The sequence below is a fragment of the Polymorphospora rubra genome (genome assembly GCF_018324255.1).
Classification (GTDB): domain Bacteria; phylum Actinomycetota; class Actinomycetes; order Mycobacteriales; family Micromonosporaceae; genus Polymorphospora; species Polymorphospora rubra.
The window spans coordinates 1,107,448-1,125,108 of sequence record NZ_AP023359.1 but is presented as its reverse complement, the minus strand read 5'-3'; the positions used below and the strand labels follow the sequence as shown (position 1 = coordinate 1,125,108).

Here is a 17,661-nt window from a genome sequence, read left to right as displayed (position 1 = left end):
GGTCAGGGCCCGTGGTTCCCCACGTGGAAGACGCTGTACGCCTGCTTGATCACCGGATGGGCCACGTTGCGCACCCGTACGCCACCCGGCGTGGTCCCGCGCTCCGATCCGGCGTGCGCGTGCCCGTGCAGGGCCAGCGCCGTCGGCGCCGAGTCGATCGCCTGCCCCAGCAGGTACGACCCCAGAAACGGGTAGATCTCCGGCGGCTCGCCGGCCAGTGTCTCGGGCACCGGCGCGTAGTGGGTGAGCGCCACCCGGATGTCGCACTCCAGCCCGATCAGCGCGGCCGCGAGGCTGTCGGCACTGTCGTCGGTGGTCTGGATGAACGCCTTCATCTCCGGCTCGCCGAAGGCACTGGCGCTGCGGCCGGCGAACCCGCCGCCGAACCCCTTCACACCGGCCACCCCGAGCCGTACTCCGTTGTGTTCCACCACCGTGGCGTCGCCCTCGAGCACCGTGATGCCGGCGTCCTCCAGCACCTTCACCACCTGCGGCACCTGGTCGCAGTGGTGGTCGTGGTTGCCGAGGACGGCGATCACCGGCACGCCGAGCCCACCGAACTCGGTGGCGACACAGCGTGCCTCGGACTCGGTGCCATGTCGGGTCAGATCTCCGGCGAGCAGGAGCACGTCGGCCTGCTCGGGCAACTGGTCCAGGGCCGGGCGGAACCGGCCGACGACGTCCTCGTCCATGTGTACGTCGCCGACGGCGGCTATCCGGATCACGGCAGTTCCTCCGCTTCGGTCGGCGCGGCGGCGCGGGTCACCCCGATGTCCGCGGCCAGCCGCAGGTCGGGGTACCGCTCCCGCACCAGGCGCAGGATCTCGTCCCGGCGTTGCGGGCTCTCCACCTCGCCGCACAGGACCAGCGTGTTGTCCCGCCGCGACGCGGTGATGCCCTGCTCGGCGATGTCGGCGTTCTCGGTCAGCAGATGTTGTATCTCCGCTTCCAGGTATTCGTCGCTCACGACTCCTCCTCGATCCGCGCGGTCACGTCCGCACCTCCCGGTCGGGCCCGTACGGCACCACGTCCAGCCGGTCCAGCAGCACCAGGAACGCCTCGGCGTACGGGGAGTGCTCGGTTTCCTTACGTACCCGGTCCCAGTCGATCTGCTCCCGCAGCGAGCGGGCCAGCGGCAGTCCGCGGGCGAAGTCGCAGTAGTGCTGGGAGAAGCTGAGCAGTTTGTGCACCATCAGTTGGGTGGCCGACAGGACCGGCATCTGGATCGCGTCGACGGGCCGTACGACGGTGTCGGTGAACGTCTCGTCGGTGACCGGGGTTTCGATCGGCCGGTGGATCAGGTCGACCATCCGACCGTCGTCGTAGACCTTGACGAGCCAGTCCTCCGGTGGGCGTTCCGCGGTGAAGCCGGCCTCGACGAGCGCTTCCAGGCTGCGTTCGATGTCCTGTTCGCGTACCAGGAAGTCGACGTCGTGGTCGCTGGAATGGCCCCCGTGGGCGTACACCGCGAAGCTGCCACCGAGCGCGAACGGCACGTCGGACTGTTTCAGTACGGCGGCTACGCGTTTGAGGGTGTTGAGAAGGCCCTCGTCCACGCGGTGAGACATGGCGGTCTCCCGTGGGTAGGTGTCTGTTGAAGGTCTACCGGTACCCGACCGTCGGCCCGCTGACACCTGGGCAGGGGCTCAGGAGCGCATTCCCCGTACGGGCCGGGGCTAACCCGCCGGGGCGGGCCGGGTCACCGCCCGCCGTACCCGTCGTCGAGGTGTCCGCGCAGCTTCACCAGGGCCCGGGCCAGCAGCCGGGAGACGTGCATCTGCGACACGCCGACCCGTTCGGCGATCTGCGACTGGGTGAGGTTGCCGAAGAACCGCATGGTGAGGATCTGCTGCTCGCGCCGGTCGAGGGAGGCCAGCGCGGGGCCCAGCGCGACCCGCAGTTCGGCGAGGGCGAGTTCGTCGTCCTCGCCGCCGAGCAGGTCGCCGAGTTCGGCGGCACCCTCGGTGTCGTTGGTCGGGGTGGAGAGCGAGACGGTGTTGTAGGCGCGGGCGCCTTCCAGGCCCTCCAGCACCTCTTCCTCGCTGATCCCGAGGTGCCGGGCGAGGTCGGCCACGGTGGGCACCCGGCCGAGTCGTTGCGGCAGGATCTCGGTGGCTTCCGAGATCACGATCCGCAGTTCCTGGATCCGGCGGGGCACCCGGACGTCCCAGGTGCGGTCCCGGAAGTGGCGTTTGATCTCGCCGACGATGGTCGGGATCGCGAACCCGGCGAACTCCACCCCACGGCCCGGATCGAACCGGTCCACCGCCTTGATCAGGCCGACGGTGGCGGTCTGGACCAGATCGTCGACCGGCTCGCCCCGGTTGGCGAACCGGCCGGCGAGATGTTGGGCCAGGGGCAGCCACTGCTCGATGGCGTCGGCCCGCAGGCCGGGGCGGAGCGGGTCGTCGGGGGCGAGCGCGTGCAGTTCGCCGAGCAGCGCCGAGCCTCGTTCGTCGAATTCCCGTTCGGCTGCGGTGCGGACATGTGTGCTGCCCACTGAGGCCTCCTATGTGCCGGATTAGCCCCATTCTAGGGCGATAAATTATTGAATACGGGCAAAAGTGCTACGTCATTGGTCGGTACCTCGGCTTTCGCCACGACGGCGGCGTGCGTCCGCCCGGTACCGTTGGTCACTGTGGCCCCGGTACCGCAACACCGCAGCACGAGTGGGAACGACGCGGACACCACCCGCCGGCCGCGCGCCATCGCGCTGGTCGGCATCGACGGTTCCGGCAAGACCACCCAGGCACACCAACTCGCCGACCTGCTGACCGCCGGCGGCATGCCGGCGACGTACTGGCAGAACGCCGGCGGGCGGCGCTGGCTCGGCCGGCTCGCCCGCCGGCTCGGCCGGCGCGATCCACAGCATCTTCTCGGCCGCACCGGCCTGCTGTTCGTGGAGTCGGTGCTGCGCTGGCTCGCCATCGCCCGCGCGCTGTTGCGCTCCACGCTGCGCCGCCGGGTCGCCGTCATGGACCGCTACGCGGCCTGCCAGTACGCCAGCATCCGCGCCCACGGCGGACACCGCTGGGAAGTGGTCGCCCGGGCCTTCTACCGGATCTTTCCGGCGCCGGACGTCACGTTCCTGCTCGACGTCGCCCCCGCGGAGGCCTACCGGCGGATCGAGGAGCGCGGCACCGACCACGAGAGCATGGAGTTCCTGGCGGCCTCGGTCGCCGCCTACCGCTCGCTGCCGGAACACCCGCGCTTCGTGGTGGTCGACGCCAACGGCACCCCGGCCGAGGTGACCGCGGCGATCCTCGACCACCTGGCGGAGCGGTTCCCGGTGCGGCCGTCCACCGGGCCGGTGGCCGGCCCCGTCGACGGGTTGCCGCCACCGGCCGGCCCGGCGGTGCCCGGTCCCGGCGTGGCCCGGATCGCTACGCGCTCGGCGTAACCGTTTCGCCACCGGTGAACGGGACTGTCGCCGGCTCGCGGTGGCGGGCGAGGATCTGCCGCATGCGACTTCTCATCCTCGGCGGCACCGTGTTCCTGGGCCGCGCGATCGCCCGGTACGCCCTCGACGCCGGCCACGACGTCACCGCCGCCGCCCGCGGCGTGACCGGCGCACCCGTGGACGGCGTACGGTTCGTCCGGGTGGACCGTGACGACCCGGCCGGCCTGTCGAACCTGGACGGTGACTTCGACGCGGTCGTCGACGTGACCCGCCGGCCGAGCCACGCCCGCCACGCGGTGGCCACGCTCGCCGACCGGGTCGGCCACTGGTCGTTCGTGTCGACCTGCTCCGTCTACGCCGACGACTCCACACCGGGACAGCGGGCGGCCACCGCGCCGCTGGTGGCTCCCGCCCCCGCCGAGGTCGACGACCCGTCCGGCGACAACATGGAGTGGTACGGCCCCTGCAAGGTCACCTGCGAGTCGGTCGTACGCGACGGGGTGGGCGCCGACCGCGCGTTCATCTGCCGGGCCGGGCTGATCATCGGGCCGGAGGACATCAGCGACCGGTTCCCGTACTGGGTCCGCCGGCTGGCCGCCGGCGGCGAGGTGCTGGCACCCGGTGCCCCGGACGAGCCGGTGCAGTTCGTCGACGTGGCCGACCTGGCGGCCTGGCTGGTCCGGGCGGGGAGAGCGGGCTCGCCGGCACCTACGACGGCATGGGGCCGGCGATGCCCAGGGCACGCTTCCTCGCCGAGGTGGCGGCGGGGGTGGGTCGGCCCGATCCGGAGCTGACCTGGGTCGACCAGGAGTTCCTGGTCGAGCACGACGTACGGCCCTGGTCCGGCGAGCGGGCCCTGCCGCTGTGGCTGCCCCTGCCCGAATACGGCGGTTTCCTGTCCCGGGACGTGTCCGACACGCTGGCCGCCGGGCTCGCTCCCCGTGCGCTGGCCGAGACGGCGCGCGCCACCCGGCAATGGATGACCGATCATCCGGATGCGGTCAAGGCGGGCGGTCTGGCCCCCGACGCCGAGACGAAGGTGTTGCGCGAATGGCACGGACGGCTGGGCTGAGCGGGGCCCGGCGGCGGCCGGGTGGGCGTACTTTCGCAGGTGCCGACAGTCACGGTTGACTCTCCGGCATTTGTGAAAGTAAGTTTCATCCGTGGCGAAGACTGCGAAGGTTTCTGCGACCGGTGGGGCGCGAGGTTCGACGGCTTCGGAGGCGCGAGCCGCCGCGGGCCACGACACCGGTGGGCTGATCGTCCACATCAGCGGCCTGCTGCCGTCGCTGTCACCCGCCGAGCAGCGGGTCGCCCGCCTCGTGGTCGCCGACCCCGCCGACGCGGCCCGCCGGACGATCACCGACCTCGCGACGGCCGCGGAGACCTCCGAGGCGACCGTGATCCGCTTCTGCCGCTCCGTCGGCATGGAGGGCTACCCCCAGCTGCGGATCCGGCTCGCCGCCGAGGCCGCCCGCCGGGTCGAGCCGCCGGACGCGCGGGTGGTCGGCGGCGACATCCCGCCCGGCGCCGACCTCGCCCAGATCATCGCCACGATCGCCTTCAACGACGCCCGCGCCGTCGAGGAGACCGCCGAGCAGCTCGACGCCGAGGTCTGCGAACGGGTCGTCGACGCGATCAACAACGCCGACCGGGTCGAGATCTACGGTGCCGGCGCGAGTGGCTTCGTCGCGTCCGACTTCCAGCAGAAGCTGCACCGCATCGGCCGGACCGCGTTCTACTTCCCCGACGTACACGCCGCGCTGACGTCGTCGGCCCTGCTCGGCCGGGGTGACGTCGCGATCGGCATCTCGCACACCGGCACGACCTCGGACGTCATCGAGGTGCTGGAGCAGGGGCGGGCGCGTGGCGCCACGACCGTGGCGATCACCAACTTCCCCCGCTCGCCGATCACCGAGGTCGCCGACTTCGTGCTGACCACCGCCGCCCGCGAGACCACCTACCGGTCCGGCGCGATGGCCAGCCGGCTGGCGCAGCTGACGATCGTCGACTGCCTCTTCGTCGGGGTGGCGGCGCGCAACCGGGCGAGGGCGAGAAAGGCACTGGAGGTGACCGCCGAGGCCGTGCAGGCACACCGGCTCGGCGGGCACCGGAGGAAGGCATGACCCGGTCCGTACGGGCCGGTCGTGGTGCCGGTCGCACCACGGCCGGCGGGCCCGGAGTCACCGTTCGGCGCGGCGGACGGCCCGCCGTGCACCGGCAGCGCAGGCGGGGGATGGCATGACGGCGGAACCGACCAGGCTCGACCCCACCCCCGTGCCCGGCACCGCACCGGCCGGTGCCGCCGACCTGGACGCCACCGACGCCCGGCACCCCCGGGCCGCCGTACGGGTCGCCGCCCCGACCGAGCGGTCCAACCCGACCAGCGCCGACCTCGACCTGATGTCCACCGGGGACGTCCTGCGGGTGATCAACGAGGCGGACAGTCGGGTGCCGGTCGCGGTCGCGGCTGTGCACGACGAGGTCGGCACCGCCGTCGAACTGGCCGTCGCCGCGCTGCGGGACGGCCGCCGGGTGCACTACTTCGGCGCGGGCACCTCCGGCCGGCTCGGCGTGCTCGACGCCGCCGAACTCTCGCCGACCTTCAACACTCCGGACCACTGGTTCCGGGCCCACCTCGCCGGCGGTCCGGAGGCGATGTGGCGGGCCGTCGAGGATGCCGAGGACGACGCGTCGGCCGGCCACGCCGAGGCGCAGGCGAGCGTACGGGCCGGCGACCTGGTCGTGGGACTGGCGGCGAGCGGACGTACGCCGTACGTCCTGGGGGCCCTCCGGGCCGCCCGGACACTCGGTGCGTCGACGGTGTTGCTGTGCGCCAACCCCGGCGCTTTGGCCGCAGACGAGGTCGACGTCTTCATCGGGATCGACACGGGGCCCGAGGTGGTGACCGGCTCCACCCGGATGAAGGCGGCCACCGCGCAGAAGTTGGTGCTCAACGCGTTCTCGACCGCCGTCATGGTGCGGCTCGGCCGGGTCTACTCCAATCTCATGATCGACATGGTGGCGACAAACGCCAAGCTCCGGGGGCGGATGATCTCCATCCTCATCGAGGCGACCGGCCGCACCGAAGAGGTCGCCGAGCAGGCCCTCACCGAGGCCGACGGAGACCTCAAGGCCGCCCTGGTGTCGCTGGTCTCCGGGGCCGGCGTCGAGGACGCCCGGGCCGCCCTGGCCCGGTCCGCGCACCGGGTACGCGACGCACTCGCCCTGCTCGCCTCCTGACCGGTTCCCGACTGAATTCGGTCTGATTTCCGCCCCGTACGGCGACCTGTCCGCGGCATGTCGACCCGCTGTTCTCTGCCGTCTGCGACGTTCGTCACGGCGGGAAGTGATGATCCTGCCCGATTGTTCCTTCCATGGCGGGGTACTCCGAAAAGCGTGGTGAACCGAAAGCGGTAATCGTTCGTGTAGCTGAGGTGACGAGGATCGCAGCCCTCCCGGTGACCAGGGTCGCTGCGCCGGCCGGGCGGCCGGTGTTGTCGTTGACCGGACGCCGAGCGGCGGATCGCCACGCCGTGCGGAAGTGCCCGGCTCCGAATCGCCTGGACGGCGACGCTGACAGCAAACGTCAATCGCGCTCTCAGCGAATCTTCAGGCGTTCGTGACACTTTCCAATGACGAGACGGAATCGCCGACACGTCTCATCTGTTGTGTAGGTGTCAGGACGACAGGGCACAGCAGAGGTTACGGGGGAGGGCTGATGAACGTGGAGACCAGAGGCAAGAGGGCAATCGGGGCAGACGAGGGGACCGTGGGCAACGTGGAAAAGAAGATGGTCATGCGCACCGACGAAGTTGCCGAAGAACGCGACCTGGTCGGCGTCTACCTGCACGAGATCTCCCGGACACCGCTGCTCGACGCGGCTACCGAGGTCAACCTCTCCAAGGCGATCGAGGCCGGTCTCTACGCGGAGCACCTGCTCGAGACCGACCGGGTGCCGAGCGGCGTCGACCGCGAGGAACTGGAGCGGCTCGTCGCCGACGGCGAGCGGGCCAAGGACCTGTTCATCCGGGCCAACCTCCGGCTGGTCGTGTCGATCGCCCGCCGCTACGTGCGCTCCGGCATGCCGATGCTCGACCTCATCCAGGAGGGCAACACCGGCCTGGTCCGCGCCGTCGAGAAGTTCGACTACGAGCGCGGGTTCAAGTTCTCCACCTACGCGACCTGGTGGATCCGCCAGGCGATCAGCCGGGCCATCGCCCAGCAGGAGCGCACCGTCCGCCTGCCGGTGCACCTGGTCGAGGACGTCAACCGGATGCGTAACGTCGCCCGACAGCTGACCCGTGAGCTGGGCTCCGACCCGGAGCCGGAGCAGATCGCGGCGGCGCTCGGGGTTCCGGTCGAGCGGGTCCACGAACTGGTCCGCTGGTCGCAGGACACCGTCTCGCTGGACACCCCGGTCGGCGACGACGGCGACACCAACCTCGGCGACCTGGTCGCGGACAGCGACGCGCCGTCGCCCGAGGAGATCGTGCTCACCGCGTTGGAGCGTCAGCGCATCGAAGGACTGCTCAACCACCTCGACGACCGGTCGGCCGGCATCATGCGGGCCCGGTACGGCCTCGAGGACGGTCGCGAGCACTCCCTGACCGAGGTGGCTTCGCGGTTCTCGCTCTCCCGCGAGCGGATCCGCCAGCTGGAGATCCAGGCACTCGGCCGGCTGCGTGAGCTGGCCCGCGCGGAGGGCCTTCAGGCCGCCTGACAGGTTCCGCGACCCGTACGGTCGAGGTGGCCGGCACCCGAACAGGGGTGCCGGCCACCTCGTGTTTCCAGCCGGCCGGGGTTGTCAGCCGGCCGTCACCGGCGCCGGGGCGGGCAGCCAGCTCAGGCCGACCCGCGCCAGGTATGCCCACCCGCCGGTCTGGCGCCCGTAGCAGGCTCTGACCTCGGCGGCCGACGGCGGCGGGTCGCCGTAGACCGCGCGGGCGAGCAACTCGAACCGGGCCATCTCCAGCGGTGCGTCGTCGGGCCGGCCGAGCACCCGCAGCAACAGCGAATGCGCGGTGAACGGCCCGACGCCGGGAACGCCCAGCAGGGCCGCGCGGACCTCGTCGTACGGGCCGGTGCGCAGCCACTCCTCGTCCAGGGCGGCGATGCCCTCGACGACGCCCCGGAGCCGCTCGGCGCGCTGCCGGTGGCCGGCGTAGCCGGTCAGTTCCTGGTCGGTCAGCCGCGCGATGGTCGCCAGGGACGGGAACGCGGTGTAGGCGGTGCCGTCGAGCCGTACGGTCGCGCCCAGGTCGGACATGAGACGACGCTTGCGTGCCGCGGCGAACCACTGCGTGCTGCGCTGCGTGAGCGTGAAGTAGACCGCGCCCTCGGCGATGGACGCGAAACGAACCTGGTGCAGGCCACGAGCCACCCGCAGCAGCGGCTCCATGGCCGGGTCGGCACCGGCGGCGGACAGCAGCGGCGTCGGATCGTCGGCGAGGCTGAACCAGTGGGCGACCAGCCGCTCGACGGCGGACCGCTCGGCGGGTGCCAGTGGGGCGTCGGCGAAGACGGTGAGGGCGACGCCCGGCGGCGGGCCGGCTGCCGCGGCGACCTCGACCACGACCGCCCGGTCGGGTTGGCCGGCGGGGCGGGGGAGCAGCAACGCCTTCCGGACCGTGTCACCCGTCCGGCGGTGGTCGCCGGCGCACGGCCGGAAGTCGTCGAGGGCGCGCAGACTCAGGTCGAACGAGAACGGGGGTAGGGCCGGCAGAACGGTCCGGTGGACCGCGGGGAGGTCTGTCATGCGGCCCAGGATCGGGCGGCCCTACGACAATCGCCGGTCAAGATCGCCGTTTCGGCGCCGGATGTGCAGTCGACTGCGTTATCCGCGCCGAAACGGCGATCTTGCGGGGTGTCGGGCCGGCATCCGGACCGCACCGAGTGCCGTCGTGCGCCGCCGGGGTGACCCCGGCACGGGAGCGAACTACCGGACCCGGCCGTAGCCGTACGGAGGCATCATGTCGACGCTGGAGATCTTGACGCTCTCGCCGAAGGTCGGTGCGTGGATCACCTTGCCGCTGCCGACGAAGATGCCGACGTGGCCGAGGTTGCTGTAGAAGACCAGGTCACCCGGCTGAAGCGCGCTCCGGCTGATCTTCGCGACGCGGTCCCACTGCATGGCCGCGTTGTGCGGCAGCGACTTGCCGGCCGCCCGCCACGCCGCCAGGGTCAGCCCCGAACAGTCGTAGCCGTTCGGGCCGGCGGCCGCCCAGACGTACGGCTTGCCGATCGCCCCGTACGCGAACCGGACCGCGACACCGGCCTGTCCGGAAACCGACGGGATGCTGCCGCTGTAGGAGCTGCCCGGATTGGTGGCCGAGCCGTACGCCCGTTCACGCATCTCGTACAGCTTCTTGAGATCGGCCTCGATCTTCTTCTTGCCGGTCTCCAGCTCCTTGGCCTGGGCGGTCTCCCGGGCCAGGGTCGCGTCGAGCCGTGCCTGCTCGTCCAGGTATTCGCGCTGGGTGGTCGTGAACCCGCTCACCCGGGACTGGCGCTCGCGGGCGAGTTGCTCCAGGGTGCCCAGGCGATCCACCAGCGATCCGGTCTCACCGGCGGTGAGAACCGCCTGGACCATGTCCAGGCCGCCGGACTTGTAGGCGCGTGCCGCGATCGTGCCGACCTCGCCCTCGGTCTGGGCCAACTGCTCCTGTAGCGGTCCGAGCTTGGCCTCGACCGCGGCCTTGGCCGCCTTGGTTGCCTTGATCTCCTCGTTGAGCTTGTTGTAGGACTCGACGACCTTCTCCAGTTCGGCCGACGACTTGTTGATCCGCTGCGTCAACTCACTGACCGACGGCTCGGCGGCGGCACCCGTGGCGGGTACGACGAGGCCGATGGTGATACCGGTCAGGACGACGGCGCGCAGCAGCATCCGTACGGGCGACAAGACAGGCAGAGCCTTTCTTCCCTGGTCACGACGATCGGCGTGATCCAGCCGCCTACCGGGTTAGCTGACGGATTCGGGCGGGAAGATCGCCCTACCACGGAACGTGGATTCACCCCTTGGTGCTGGTGGGTTCCCGGTTCATCGGCTCCGGTCGACCGCGGAGAGTGACCGGGTGTCGACAGTGGATGACCGATGATTCGGCGGCGCCGGGCCGGCGCCTCCCGAGGGGTTGGCTGACGACCGGACCAGCGGTTCCAACCTAGTCGCGGTCCGGATCGTTCGAAAGGGGGCGGCTGCGTGATGTGCGCCGGGGAGCCCGATCGGTCAATTGTCGGGCTTACTGTCCGTTGTTGTCGCCCTGCGTTGCGTTTGTGCTCGCGTGAGTGGCGGTTCCCGGAGGGGCCTGGCGGCAAAAGTCGATCTTGCCAAGATTGGTGGACGTTTGAGGCTATTTGTCGCTCTTGACGGTATCAATGAGGCTAAATGTGTGCAATGTGGGCGTTATGGTTGTCCAGGGAGCCACCTGCCGCCTGTAAAAGTGCCAGGTTGCACATTGCCCCCCTTCTCTTTTGGCGTACGCGTCCACACAATGGAGTTAGGCCGTAGAGGTTTCGCGGAACCGGCGCCGCGGCGAGAAGACGATCGGCACCTGACTGCCATCAGATGCCGATCTTGTGGATCACATGTCGATCTTTCGAGACGCGTGCCGATCCTCGAACGGTGTCGAACCTGGTTTGCGTCGCCGACCCGCGTCACGAGCCCTTGGAGGCATCTCGTGAATGCTACCCGCCAACCCACCCGCTCAACAGAGGCCATGTCCGGAAAGCCCGAATGGGTAACCCGCCGGACACCTACCACGATCTACCGCCAACCCGGTCTCTACATCACGACGGAGTGGTTCGTGATCGGTGAACGGCGCTACCCGATCTGGGAGTTGACCAACCTGCGGACCGGGCGGGGCCGACGGGACCCGTTGACGGTTCGGTCCATGATGGTCACCGCCGTGGTGGTCGCCGGTGTCGGGGCCACCCTCGGCTACGTGCGCGAACTCAACGACATCAGCCCCGCGACCTACCTGGCGCTCGGCGCCGCCGCCATGGTGCCGATGCTGACCGCCGCCATCGGGCACCGGCTGCGGCCCCGGCCGTACGAGCTGTGGGCCGACATCCGGGGACGGGCCGTCATGATCTTCGCCAGCGACCAGGAACGGATCTACGGGCAGGTCACCAGGGCACTGATCCGGGCCAAGGAAGCGGCCCGCTACGGCGGGATCGCCGACCCGCTGGCCTCCGCCGGCCAGTGGCCGACCGTACGCTGACCGCTCCCGCGCGGGCGACCCCGGAGGGGGGTCGCCCGCGTCCCTGTCCGCGGTGCCTCCGCCGGTCAGCGGAGGTCGTCGGCGATCCGCGCGATGCGCGCGAGCGACGCCGCCGGATCCAGCGACATGGCCTGCAGGGTGCGGAAAGCGTCCACGTACGGCTCGACCGTGTCGGACGTGTCGGTCAGGTCCTGTGACAGCGGACTGCCCACGAAGACCACGTCGGTGTCGCCCACCCCAGGGAACCGCACGACGATGAACGGCGCGCGGACCGCGTAGTCCGGCACCTGGAACGGGAGCACCTGGATCGTGATGTGCGACGTGCTCCCGACGTCGACGAGGTGTCGCAACTGGTCGCGGAGACAGACCACCCCGCCGGTCTGGCGGTGCAGCACCGACTCGTCGAGCACCACCTCGATGGATGGCGGGTCGGCCCGGTCCAGCACCTCGTGCCGCCGTCGGGCCCGTACGTCGTCGACGATGTCGAGGTCGAACGGCTCCACCGCGAACCGTAGCGAGGCGACCGTGCTGGCCCGCGCGTACGCGTCCGTCTGCAACAGCCCGGGAATCCCGACCGACTGGAAGAACAGCAGGCTCGACGCCTCGACCTCCAACCCGATGTACGACAGGTACGGCGCGGGCAGGCCGTCGCGGTATCGCGACCACCAGGTGCGGCGACGGGAGATCCGCGCCAGGTCGACCAGTTCGGCCACCTGCTCCGCGTCGGTCAGCCGGTAGTGGTTGAGCAGCGCCTTCACGTCGTTGGTGGAAACGGAGACGGCGCCCGCCTCGATCCGGATCACCTTGGACAGCGACCAGTCCATGGCGTCGGCCACCTGCTCCTGGGTGAGGCCGGCGCCCTCCCGGGCCGCCCGTAGCGCCGAGCGCAGCCGCCGACGCCCGATCGTCGCTCCGTGTAGCGCGGTCATCGGTGACCTCCCCACCGAATCGGAGCCCGGCGTCAGCCGATCTGGCGGGCGATCCGGTCGATCGTGGCGATCGACTCGGCGTGCCCGAGCGACATCTCCCGGAGCCGCTGGAACGTCTGCTGGTAGGGCGCCACGAGGTCGGCCCGGTCGACGAGGTCCTGACTGTGTACGCCGTCGAGGTAAACCACGGCATCGTCGTCCGGCTCGGAGAACCCCAGGACGATGAACGGACCCTGGCTGGCGTAGGTGCCGGCGGTGAACGGCAGGACCTGGATGGTCACGTTCGGCCAGCCACCCACGGTTGTCAGATGCCCCAACTGTTGGCGTATGCAGGCCGGTCCACCGGTCTGCCGGTGCAGCACCGCCTCGTCGAGGACCACCTCGATCGTCGGCGGGTCCGGCCGGTCCAGGACCTCCCGCTGGCGCCGCATGCGGAGCGCCACGACCGTCTCGAACTCGTCCGGATCGACCGGTACGGTCGCCGCCGCCGCGGCGGCGGCGGTGACCATCGCCCGTGCGTACTGTTCGGTCTGGAGGAGACCCGGTATTCCGGACGATTCGAAGAACGAGATCCTCGACGCCTCCAGCTCCAGGCCGATGTAGGCGACGAACGGGGCGGGCAGGATGTCCTTGTACTGCGACCACCAGGTCCGGCGGCGGGCGACGCGGGCCAGCTCGACCAGTTCCGCGACCTGTTCCGGATCGGTCATCCGGTAGTGCCCGAGCAACGCCTTGAGATCGTTCGTGGAGATCGAGACGCTGCCTGCCTCGATCCTGATGAGCTTGGACAGCGACCAGTCCATCGCCGCCGAGACCTGCTCCTGGGTCAGCCTGGCGGATTCCCGGGCGCGACGTAGGGCCGACCGCAGTCGGCGGCGTCCGACGGTTGGACCCTGCACTGTGGTCATCGGCTGGTCCTCCCTTGGTGCACGGCGGTCCAGTGTGCCGACGAGGAGCCAAGATCGGGTTACGGAAGGTCCGACAGCGTGCCAAGCCGGCTGACCTGCCTTGCTGACCTGCCACCTGGCGAGACGCAACCGGCTGCCGGCGGCGAGCTGGTGCCTGTCAACTGCCGCTGACAGCAACTCAACTGCCGCTGACAGCAACCGGGTGCTATCTGCCACCTGGCTAGCGGCAACCTGCCATATGGCGAGTCTGGCTGAAGGCTACACCCCGGTTGCGCCCTTTTCCAGGGTTGGCACGCTCCCTCCGGGAGCAGTCAAAGTCTGACCAAGATCCGAACTCTCGGCCGTGTCGTGGCTTGGATCGATTGCACAAAGGCGATCTAATGTCCAAGGTTTTACCGCCGGGGGAGATCCGTGGTCGTCATCGGACTCTTCCGCGACCAAATTTGAGCACATTTCGCGAAGTCGGAGTTCGGATGTCCCAGGTGTTGCCCGTCGTTGGGTCTTGGCGGAAGAGTTCACGGTGCGAGTCGCACAATTGTGTCGAAGTCGCTCGTCGTAGTGGTGAGGTTGCGGTCCGGAACAGTGCGCTTCCGGAAGACCAGGTCGCATTCAGTGCGGCGGTCTGGCAAGACTTTATCGCCGGGGTCCGGGCCGGAGAATTTGATCTCCGGTAGGCATCCGTAGGGCTGATCCGCCCGCCGGTGGACCACTGCGGTCCGCCGGCGGGCGGATGTCCCCCGGGTCATCGTTACCCCCGCTGACCAGGCATTCTATTCACTCACGTGAGCGACCTTCACCGCTTGTGGCCGTCGTGCAGAATTGACGGTGACGGCGGAGGTGTGGGGGGCACACCGCGCCTCCGCCTGAACCCGGGGAGGGACAGGTGAGTGTGATGGGACAGCCGGAGAGATGGCACCGGAGCAGCCGGTGCGAGGCCCACAACTGCGTCGAGGTGGCCTACCGTTCAGGGCAGGTGCTCGTACGCAATTCGCAGTACCCCGACGGGGGGGTTCTCGAGATCGAGCCGGGCAGTTGGACCACCTTCTGCGACGCGCTCAGGGCGGGGAAGTTGCACGGCTGACCGTGCGACACCACTGACCAGTTCTGCCGGTGGTCGGCCGGCACCGCTGCCGACCGCTCACCGGCATCCGCCCGACCTCGGTCAGCTGGTGGCCGGCTGCGGTTCGCGCGCCCACCTGGCCACCACGCGCTCTGCCCAGAACGACACGAACGGCACGGTTCCGGCCAACATGACGAGGGCCATCCGGCTCAACGGCCATTCCGCCCGTCGGCCCAGGTCGAAGGCGGCCACCAGGTACACCATGTAGAGGAAGCCGTGCCCGGGGCCGATCGTCTCGACGACAATCGGGTCGCCCCAGATGTACTTCATCGGCATTCCGATCACCACGAGCGCGATCAGCACCACACCCACGATGTAGGCAATGACGCGGTATCGGGTCAGGGCTCCGCCCACGATGGTTCCTCTCCTTCTTGCTGCCGGGGTCAGCCGGGGTAGTCGCTGATGCGCGCGTCCGGGTTGGCGGTGCGCCAGGCGAGATAGCGGTTGTACTCGTCCAGTTCCGGATCTTCGTCGACGACGGTGGTCCGGCGGGTGGCGCGGACCGGCCGGCGGATCCCCGGCACGCCCGCCGCGTTCCCGAGACCGCCGTCCGCCGCGGGGCCGGGCCCGCCCACACCGGTCGCGGCCAGCGGCCGGGCCGCTTCCGCGGGCTCGTCCGGCGTATCGGCGGCGTCGCCCTCGGCGGGTTGCCCGCCCCGCAGGGTGTGCCGTACCTCGCGGACCCAGACGAAGATCACGAAGCCGGCGAAGACCGGCCACTCCACGGCGTACGCCCAGCTCAGGGTGTTGCCCGCGACGGCCCGGCTGATCTGCCACCAGCCGAGCGCGCTGAAGGCGGCCACGAGCGCGACCGCGCCCACGTGCCGCGCGATCCACGACGGGGTCAACAGCCGCTTCATGGCCCGAGCGTACCGGTGGCACCGCGCCGTCTCCGACGCGCCGTCGTAGTCGATGTTCGGCAGGGGCGGGCCCACCGCGGGGCAGGGCGGGTTTGGCGCCCGCCGCTCCGGGCAACCATCCCAGAAGAACCCGAAGCAGACGCAAGGTACGAGACACCGGGAGCGACGATGACCGAATCAGTACGCGACGTGAGCCCGGAGCAACGGATCGGCGAGTGGGACGGCGACCACATCCGGGACGGGGTCGGCACCGCGACCGGACTCGCCGAGGACGAGATCGGGATCGACCCGACCACCCTCCCCGAAGAGGATCTGATCCGTGAGATGAACAGCCTGCACCGTACCCGGCTGGACACGTTGCGGCACGCCCCGGACAGTGCGCTCGCGACGCATCTGCGGCGGACGGCGGAGTTGGAGACCGAGTACCTGGCCCGGCATCCCGGCCGTGAGGTCGACGCGGGGCGTCTGCGCGGTGGGATCTGACATGCCGGTGGACACCCAGCGGAGCATGTCCGCGCCGCCGGAGGTGGTCTTCAACACCGCGACGGACCCCGACCGGGTGGGCGCGTGGTTGCCCGAGCCACTGTTGGCGGCCAATGACCGGAGGGCGGGTGACCAGCCGCTGGAGGCCCGCTGGGCCGCCCCCGACGGCTGGTCGGCGGTCCTGCGGGTCGACGAGGTTCCGGCGGGCGGTGCGCTGGCCCGGCTCCGCCTCGAAGCGGACAATGCGCCGGACCGGCTGACCGGGATCGCCGAGGAGGCGTTGACCTGTCTCGCCCGCGAGGTGGCCGACAACCTGACCGCCGGCTGATCACTTCAGGGAGTGCCGACATGCGGATCCGGGACCGGCTCGGCCGGCTGCGGCAGGCGTACGCGCCGCACGAACACCGTCCCCTGGGTGGCTATCTCGCCGCCATGGGCACGTACGCCACGGTGGCGGCGGGGCTCGCCGCGGTGGCGCGGGTGACCCACCGCCCGGTGCCGGACCGACCCGCGACATCCGACGTCGTGCTGTTGTCGATCGCGACGCACAAGCTGAGCCGGCTGCTGTCCAAGGACGCCGTGACCAGTCCGCTACGGGCGCCGTTCACCAGCTACGACAAGCCGATCGGCAGCGGCGAGGTGATGGAACAGGTACGGGACGGGGGCAGCGCCACCCGGCACGCGATCGGCGAGCTGCTGAGCTGCCCGTTCTGCCTGGCGGTCTGGGTCGCCACCGGCCTGACCGGCGGGCTGGTGCTGGCACCCCGGCTGACCCGCCTGGTGGCGACCGCGCTGACCGCCGTCGCCGTCTCGGACTTCCTCCAGATGGGGTACGCGGTCGCGCAGCGGGCGGCGCACGGCCCCGACCACGGCGGACGTACGTCGTAGGGCCGGCGGTCGGCCGTGGGGTTACGGCTCCTCTTCCAGGCCGGCCCAGCCGTTCGGTGCCTCGGGCTCCCGGTCGACGTCCTCGCCGGTGAGAATGTCGTCGTCGACCGTGGTGTTGTCGTGTTCGTCGGCGAAGTCGCCGTCCTGCTCGGCGCTGGTCGGGGTGGGCCGGGTCGCGTCGGATCCGGTCGCGTCCGGGCCGGTCGTCTGCTCCTCGGACGCGCCCGGGCGGGTCGCCTCGACCGGCTCGCCGAGCGGGGGGACGAACTGGTCGGCGGGGTCGTCGCGTTTCATGTCTTCTCCTCCGTGCGGCATCGGCGGGCCGGGGCCGGTCCGGCGGCTTGGGGGGATGGGGTGCTGTCCGTCGGTCCCGGTCAGGCGGCGGAGCCGCCGAGCAGGTCGGCGGCCTCGTCGATCGCGTACTCGCCCTCGGGCATCGCGCCGATGCGGGTGAGCAGGCTGGCGTGCAGGTCGGCGGCGATGGCCCGCCGGTAGATCTCCGCCTGGGTGACGCGTTCCTGCCCGAAGTAGATGTCGTCAAGCAGCCGGTCGAGGTCGCGGTTGGGCGGTTCGTCGGTCACGGTGGATCTGCTACCCCGGCGTGGATGCGCCAAACGCTGTGATCCGCTGCACACCGTGGGGCGGAACAGGGGGCGGGGGACCGCGGTTGTACCCACCGTCGGTGTGTCCAGTGTCCCCGGGCCTCACCCAACTGCCTTCGCGGAATACCGTTCGGCTGGAGCCGCGTCGTGCCACTCGCCGAGAGGCGACCTGCACACCGACACCGGGCGCCGCCCGCTGGCCAAGGCCAGCGGGCGGCGCTTTTTTCGGTTCGTTTCCTGGGAATCCGCCCC

24 protein-coding genes and 1 riboswitch are annotated in these 17,661 nt (G+C 70.5%); of the genes, 12 read left to right on the top strand and 12 right to left on the bottom strand.

Going from position 1 to position 17,661, the window contains the following annotated elements; translation table 11 throughout:
- Positions 1-2 precede the first annotated feature (2 nt).
- From Prubr_RS04995 to Prubr_RS04980, 4 genes are all read right to left on the bottom strand, one after another.
- The gene (locus Prubr_RS04995; RefSeq protein ID WP_246568853.1) at positions 3-692 is read right to left on the bottom strand and encodes a metallophosphoesterase family protein; all 690 of its coding nucleotides are present in this window, start codon (positions 690-692) and stop codon (positions 3-5) included.
- A gap of 29 nt (positions 693-721) precedes the next feature.
- Positions 722-967, bottom strand: a complete 246-nt coding sequence (locus tag Prubr_RS04990) for a hypothetical protein (RefSeq protein ID WP_212822072.1) — start codon at positions 965-967, stop codon at positions 722-724.
- 22 nt (positions 968-989) lie between these two features.
- Positions 990-1,568: a nucleotidyltransferase gene (locus Prubr_RS04985; RefSeq protein WP_212822071.1), complete on the bottom strand. Its 579-nt coding sequence runs from the start codon at positions 1,566-1,568 to the stop codon at positions 990-992.
- 131 nt (positions 1,569-1,699) lie between these two features.
- Positions 1,700-2,440 carry a SigB/SigF/SigG family RNA polymerase sigma factor gene (locus Prubr_RS04980; protein ID WP_425518034.1) on the bottom strand — a complete coding sequence of 247 codons (741 nt, stop codon included), beginning with the start codon at positions 2,438-2,440 and terminating at the stop codon, positions 1,700-1,702.
- 198 nt (positions 2,441-2,638) lie between these two features.
- Here Prubr_RS04980 and Prubr_RS04975 point away from each other — a divergent pair, with 198 nt between their 5' ends.
- From Prubr_RS04975 to Prubr_RS04955, 6 genes are all read left to right on the top strand, one after another.
- Positions 2,639-3,400 carry a dTMP kinase gene (locus tag Prubr_RS04975; RefSeq protein WP_212822068.1) on the top strand — a complete coding sequence of 254 codons (762 nt, stop codon included), beginning with the start codon at positions 2,639-2,641 and terminating at the stop codon, positions 3,398-3,400.
- Between the two features lie 62 nt (positions 3,401-3,462).
- Positions 3,463-4,194 carry an NAD-dependent epimerase/dehydratase family protein gene (locus Prubr_RS04970; RefSeq protein ID WP_246568326.1) on the top strand — a complete coding sequence of 244 codons (732 nt, stop codon included), beginning with the start codon at positions 3,463-3,465 and terminating at the stop codon, positions 4,192-4,194.
- Positions 4,131-4,472 carry a hypothetical protein gene (locus Prubr_RS36670; protein WP_246568324.1) on the top strand — a complete coding sequence of 114 codons (342 nt, stop codon included), beginning with the start codon at positions 4,131-4,133 and terminating at the stop codon, positions 4,470-4,472. Before Prubr_RS04970 ends, Prubr_RS36670 begins: the two co-directional genes overlap by 64 nt.
- A 184-nt stretch (positions 4,473-4,656) precedes the next feature.
- A complete protein-coding gene (locus Prubr_RS04965; protein ID WP_212827516.1) occupies positions 4,657-5,526 on the top strand; it encodes a MurR/RpiR family transcriptional regulator in 870 nt (289 codons plus the stop codon).
- Positions 5,527-5,641: 115 nt separating this feature from the next.
- Positions 5,642-6,643, top strand: coding sequence for an N-acetylmuramic acid 6-phosphate etherase (murQ, locus tag Prubr_RS04960; RefSeq protein WP_212822067.1), 1,002 nt, complete (start codon positions 5,642-5,644; stop codon positions 6,641-6,643).
- Between the two features lie 478 nt (positions 6,644-7,121).
- Positions 7,122-8,123, top strand: a complete 1,002-nt coding sequence (locus tag Prubr_RS04955) for a sigma-70 family RNA polymerase sigma factor (RefSeq protein ID WP_212822066.1) — start codon at positions 7,122-7,124, stop codon at positions 8,121-8,123.
- An 84-nt stretch (positions 8,124-8,207) separates the two neighbouring features.
- Here Prubr_RS04955 and Prubr_RS04950 read toward each other — a convergent pair whose 3' ends face one another.
- Both Prubr_RS04950 and Prubr_RS04945 read right to left on the bottom strand, forming a co-directional pair.
- On the bottom strand, positions 8,208-9,158 hold the full coding sequence (locus tag Prubr_RS04950) for a DNA-3-methyladenine glycosylase family protein (RefSeq protein ID WP_212822064.1): 951 nt from the start codon (positions 9,156-9,158) through the stop codon (positions 8,208-8,210).
- Positions 9,159-9,338: 180 nt separating this feature from the next.
- A complete protein-coding gene (locus tag Prubr_RS04945) occupies positions 9,339-10,301 on the bottom strand; it encodes a C40 family peptidase (protein ID WP_246568322.1) in 963 nt (320 codons plus the stop codon).
- A 34-nt stretch (positions 10,302-10,335) separates the two neighbouring features.
- Positions 10,336-10,458: riboswitch (cyclic di-AMP (ydaO/yuaA leader) on the bottom strand.
- Positions 10,459-10,890: 432 nt separating this feature from the next.
- On the opposite strand from Prubr_RS04945, the gene Prubr_RS04940 reads away from it, so the two are divergent.
- A complete protein-coding gene (locus Prubr_RS04940) occupies positions 10,891-11,619 on the top strand; it encodes a DUF6232 family protein (protein ID WP_343221601.1) in 729 nt (242 codons plus the stop codon).
- A 65-nt stretch (positions 11,620-11,684) separates the two neighbouring features.
- Here the strand turns inward: Prubr_RS04940 and Prubr_RS04935 are convergent, their stop codons facing one another.
- Together Prubr_RS04935 and Prubr_RS04930 are read right to left on the bottom strand one after the other, a co-directional pair.
- A complete protein-coding gene (locus tag Prubr_RS04935) occupies positions 11,685-12,548 on the bottom strand; it encodes a helix-turn-helix domain-containing protein (RefSeq protein WP_212822062.1) in 864 nt (287 codons plus the stop codon).
- Between the two features lie 32 nt (positions 12,549-12,580).
- Positions 12,581-13,456, bottom strand: a complete 876-nt coding sequence (locus Prubr_RS04930) for a helix-turn-helix domain-containing protein (RefSeq protein ID WP_212822060.1) — start codon at positions 13,454-13,456, stop codon at positions 12,581-12,583.
- 380 nt (positions 13,457-13,836) lie between these two features.
- On the opposite strand from Prubr_RS04930, the gene Prubr_RS04925 reads away from it, so the two are divergent.
- Positions 13,837-14,130: a DUF397 domain-containing protein gene (locus Prubr_RS04925; protein WP_343221600.1), complete on the top strand. Its 294-nt coding sequence runs from the start codon at positions 13,837-13,839 to the stop codon at positions 14,128-14,130.
- 218 nt (positions 14,131-14,348) lie between these two features.
- The gene (locus tag Prubr_RS04920; protein WP_212827512.1) at positions 14,349-14,537 is read left to right on the top strand and encodes a DUF397 domain-containing protein; all 189 of its coding nucleotides are present in this window, start codon (positions 14,349-14,351) and stop codon (positions 14,535-14,537) included.
- Between the two features lie 81 nt (positions 14,538-14,618).
- Here Prubr_RS04920 and Prubr_RS04915 read toward each other — a convergent pair whose 3' ends face one another.
- Both Prubr_RS04915 and Prubr_RS04910 read right to left on the bottom strand, forming a co-directional pair.
- A complete protein-coding gene (locus Prubr_RS04915) occupies positions 14,619-14,930 on the bottom strand; it encodes a DUF3817 domain-containing protein (RefSeq protein ID WP_212822058.1) in 312 nt (103 codons plus the stop codon).
- A gap of 29 nt (positions 14,931-14,959) precedes the next feature.
- Positions 14,960-15,436 (bottom strand): hypothetical protein, encoded by a 477-nt coding sequence (locus tag Prubr_RS04910; protein ID WP_212822055.1) that lies wholly within the window; start codon positions 15,434-15,436, stop codon positions 14,960-14,962.
- A 168-nt stretch (positions 15,437-15,604) separates the two neighbouring features.
- Between Prubr_RS04910 and Prubr_RS04905 the strand changes: the two genes are divergently transcribed.
- The 3 genes from Prubr_RS04905 to Prubr_RS04895 are packed head-to-tail and all read left to right on the top strand — an operon-like array spanning position 15,605 to position 16,807.
- A complete protein-coding gene (locus Prubr_RS04905) occupies positions 15,605-15,919 on the top strand; it encodes a DUF6158 family protein (RefSeq protein WP_212822053.1) in 315 nt (104 codons plus the stop codon).
- Between the two features lies 1 nt (position 15,920).
- Complete coding sequence (locus Prubr_RS04900) at positions 15,921-16,247, top strand: hypothetical protein (protein ID WP_246568320.1); 327 nt, start codon at positions 15,921-15,923, stop codon at positions 16,245-16,247.
- Between the two features lie 20 nt (positions 16,248-16,267).
- A complete protein-coding gene (locus Prubr_RS04895) occupies positions 16,268-16,807 on the top strand; it encodes a DUF1360 domain-containing protein (protein WP_212822051.1) in 540 nt (179 codons plus the stop codon).
- Between the two features lie 21 nt (positions 16,808-16,828).
- Here Prubr_RS04895 and Prubr_RS04890 read toward each other — a convergent pair whose 3' ends face one another.
- The gene (locus Prubr_RS04890) at positions 16,829-17,101 is read right to left on the bottom strand and encodes a hypothetical protein (protein WP_212822049.1); all 273 of its coding nucleotides are present in this window, start codon (positions 17,099-17,101) and stop codon (positions 16,829-16,831) included.
- Between the two features lie 80 nt (positions 17,102-17,181).
- A complete protein-coding gene (locus Prubr_RS04885) occupies positions 17,182-17,388 on the bottom strand; it encodes a hypothetical protein (protein WP_246568318.1) in 207 nt (68 codons plus the stop codon).
- Between the last annotated feature and the right edge of the window lie 273 nt (positions 17,389-17,661).

Coding starts and splice junctions, on each gene's coding strand:
- Prubr_RS04900 (WP_246568320.1), top strand. CDS start 15,921: ATGCCGGTGGACACCCAGCGGAGCATGTCCGCGCCGCCGGAGGTGGTC.
- Prubr_RS04950 (WP_212822064.1), bottom strand. CDS start 9,158: ATGACAGACCTCCCCGCGGTCCACCGGACCGTTCTGCCGGCCCTACCC.
- Prubr_RS04935 (WP_212822062.1), bottom strand. CDS start 12,548: ATGACCGCGCTACACGGAGCGACGATCGGGCGTCGGCGGCTGCGCTCG.
- Prubr_RS04925 (WP_343221600.1), top strand. CDS start 13,837: ATGTCCAAGGTTTTACCGCCGGGGGAGATCCGTGGTCGTCATCGGACT.
- Prubr_RS04930 (WP_212822060.1), bottom strand. CDS start 13,456: ATGACCACAGTGCAGGGTCCAACCGTCGGACGCCGCCGACTGCGGTCG.
- Prubr_RS04895 (WP_212822051.1), top strand. CDS start 16,268: ATGCGGATCCGGGACCGGCTCGGCCGGCTGCGGCAGGCGTACGCGCCG.
- Prubr_RS04890 (WP_212822049.1), bottom strand. CDS start 17,101: ATGAAACGCGACGACCCCGCCGACCAGTTCGTCCCCCCGCTCGGCGAG.
- Prubr_RS04985 (WP_212822071.1), bottom strand. CDS start 1,568: ATGTCTCACCGCGTGGACGAGGGCCTTCTCAACACCCTCAAACGCGTA.
- Prubr_RS36670 (WP_246568324.1), top strand. CDS start 4,131: ATGCCCAGGGCACGCTTCCTCGCCGAGGTGGCGGCGGGGGTGGGTCGG.
- murQ (WP_212822067.1), top strand. CDS start 5,642: ATGACGGCGGAACCGACCAGGCTCGACCCCACCCCCGTGCCCGGCACC.
- Prubr_RS04970 (WP_246568326.1), top strand. CDS start 3,463: ATGCGACTTCTCATCCTCGGCGGCACCGTGTTCCTGGGCCGCGCGATC.
- Prubr_RS04995 (WP_246568853.1), bottom strand. CDS start 692: ATGGACGAGGACGTCGTCGGCCGGTTCCGCCCGGCCCTGGACCAGTTG.
- Prubr_RS04955 (WP_212822066.1), top strand. CDS start 7,122: ATGAACGTGGAGACCAGAGGCAAGAGGGCAATCGGGGCAGACGAGGGG.
- Prubr_RS04910 (WP_212822055.1), bottom strand. CDS start 15,436: ATGAAGCGGCTGTTGACCCCGTCGTGGATCGCGCGGCACGTGGGCGCG.
- Prubr_RS04905 (WP_212822053.1), top strand. CDS start 15,605: ATGACCGAATCAGTACGCGACGTGAGCCCGGAGCAACGGATCGGCGAG.
- Prubr_RS04940 (WP_343221601.1), top strand. CDS start 10,891: ATGGAGTTAGGCCGTAGAGGTTTCGCGGAACCGGCGCCGCGGCGAGAA.
- Prubr_RS04920 (WP_212827512.1), top strand. CDS start 14,349: ATGGGACAGCCGGAGAGATGGCACCGGAGCAGCCGGTGCGAGGCCCAC.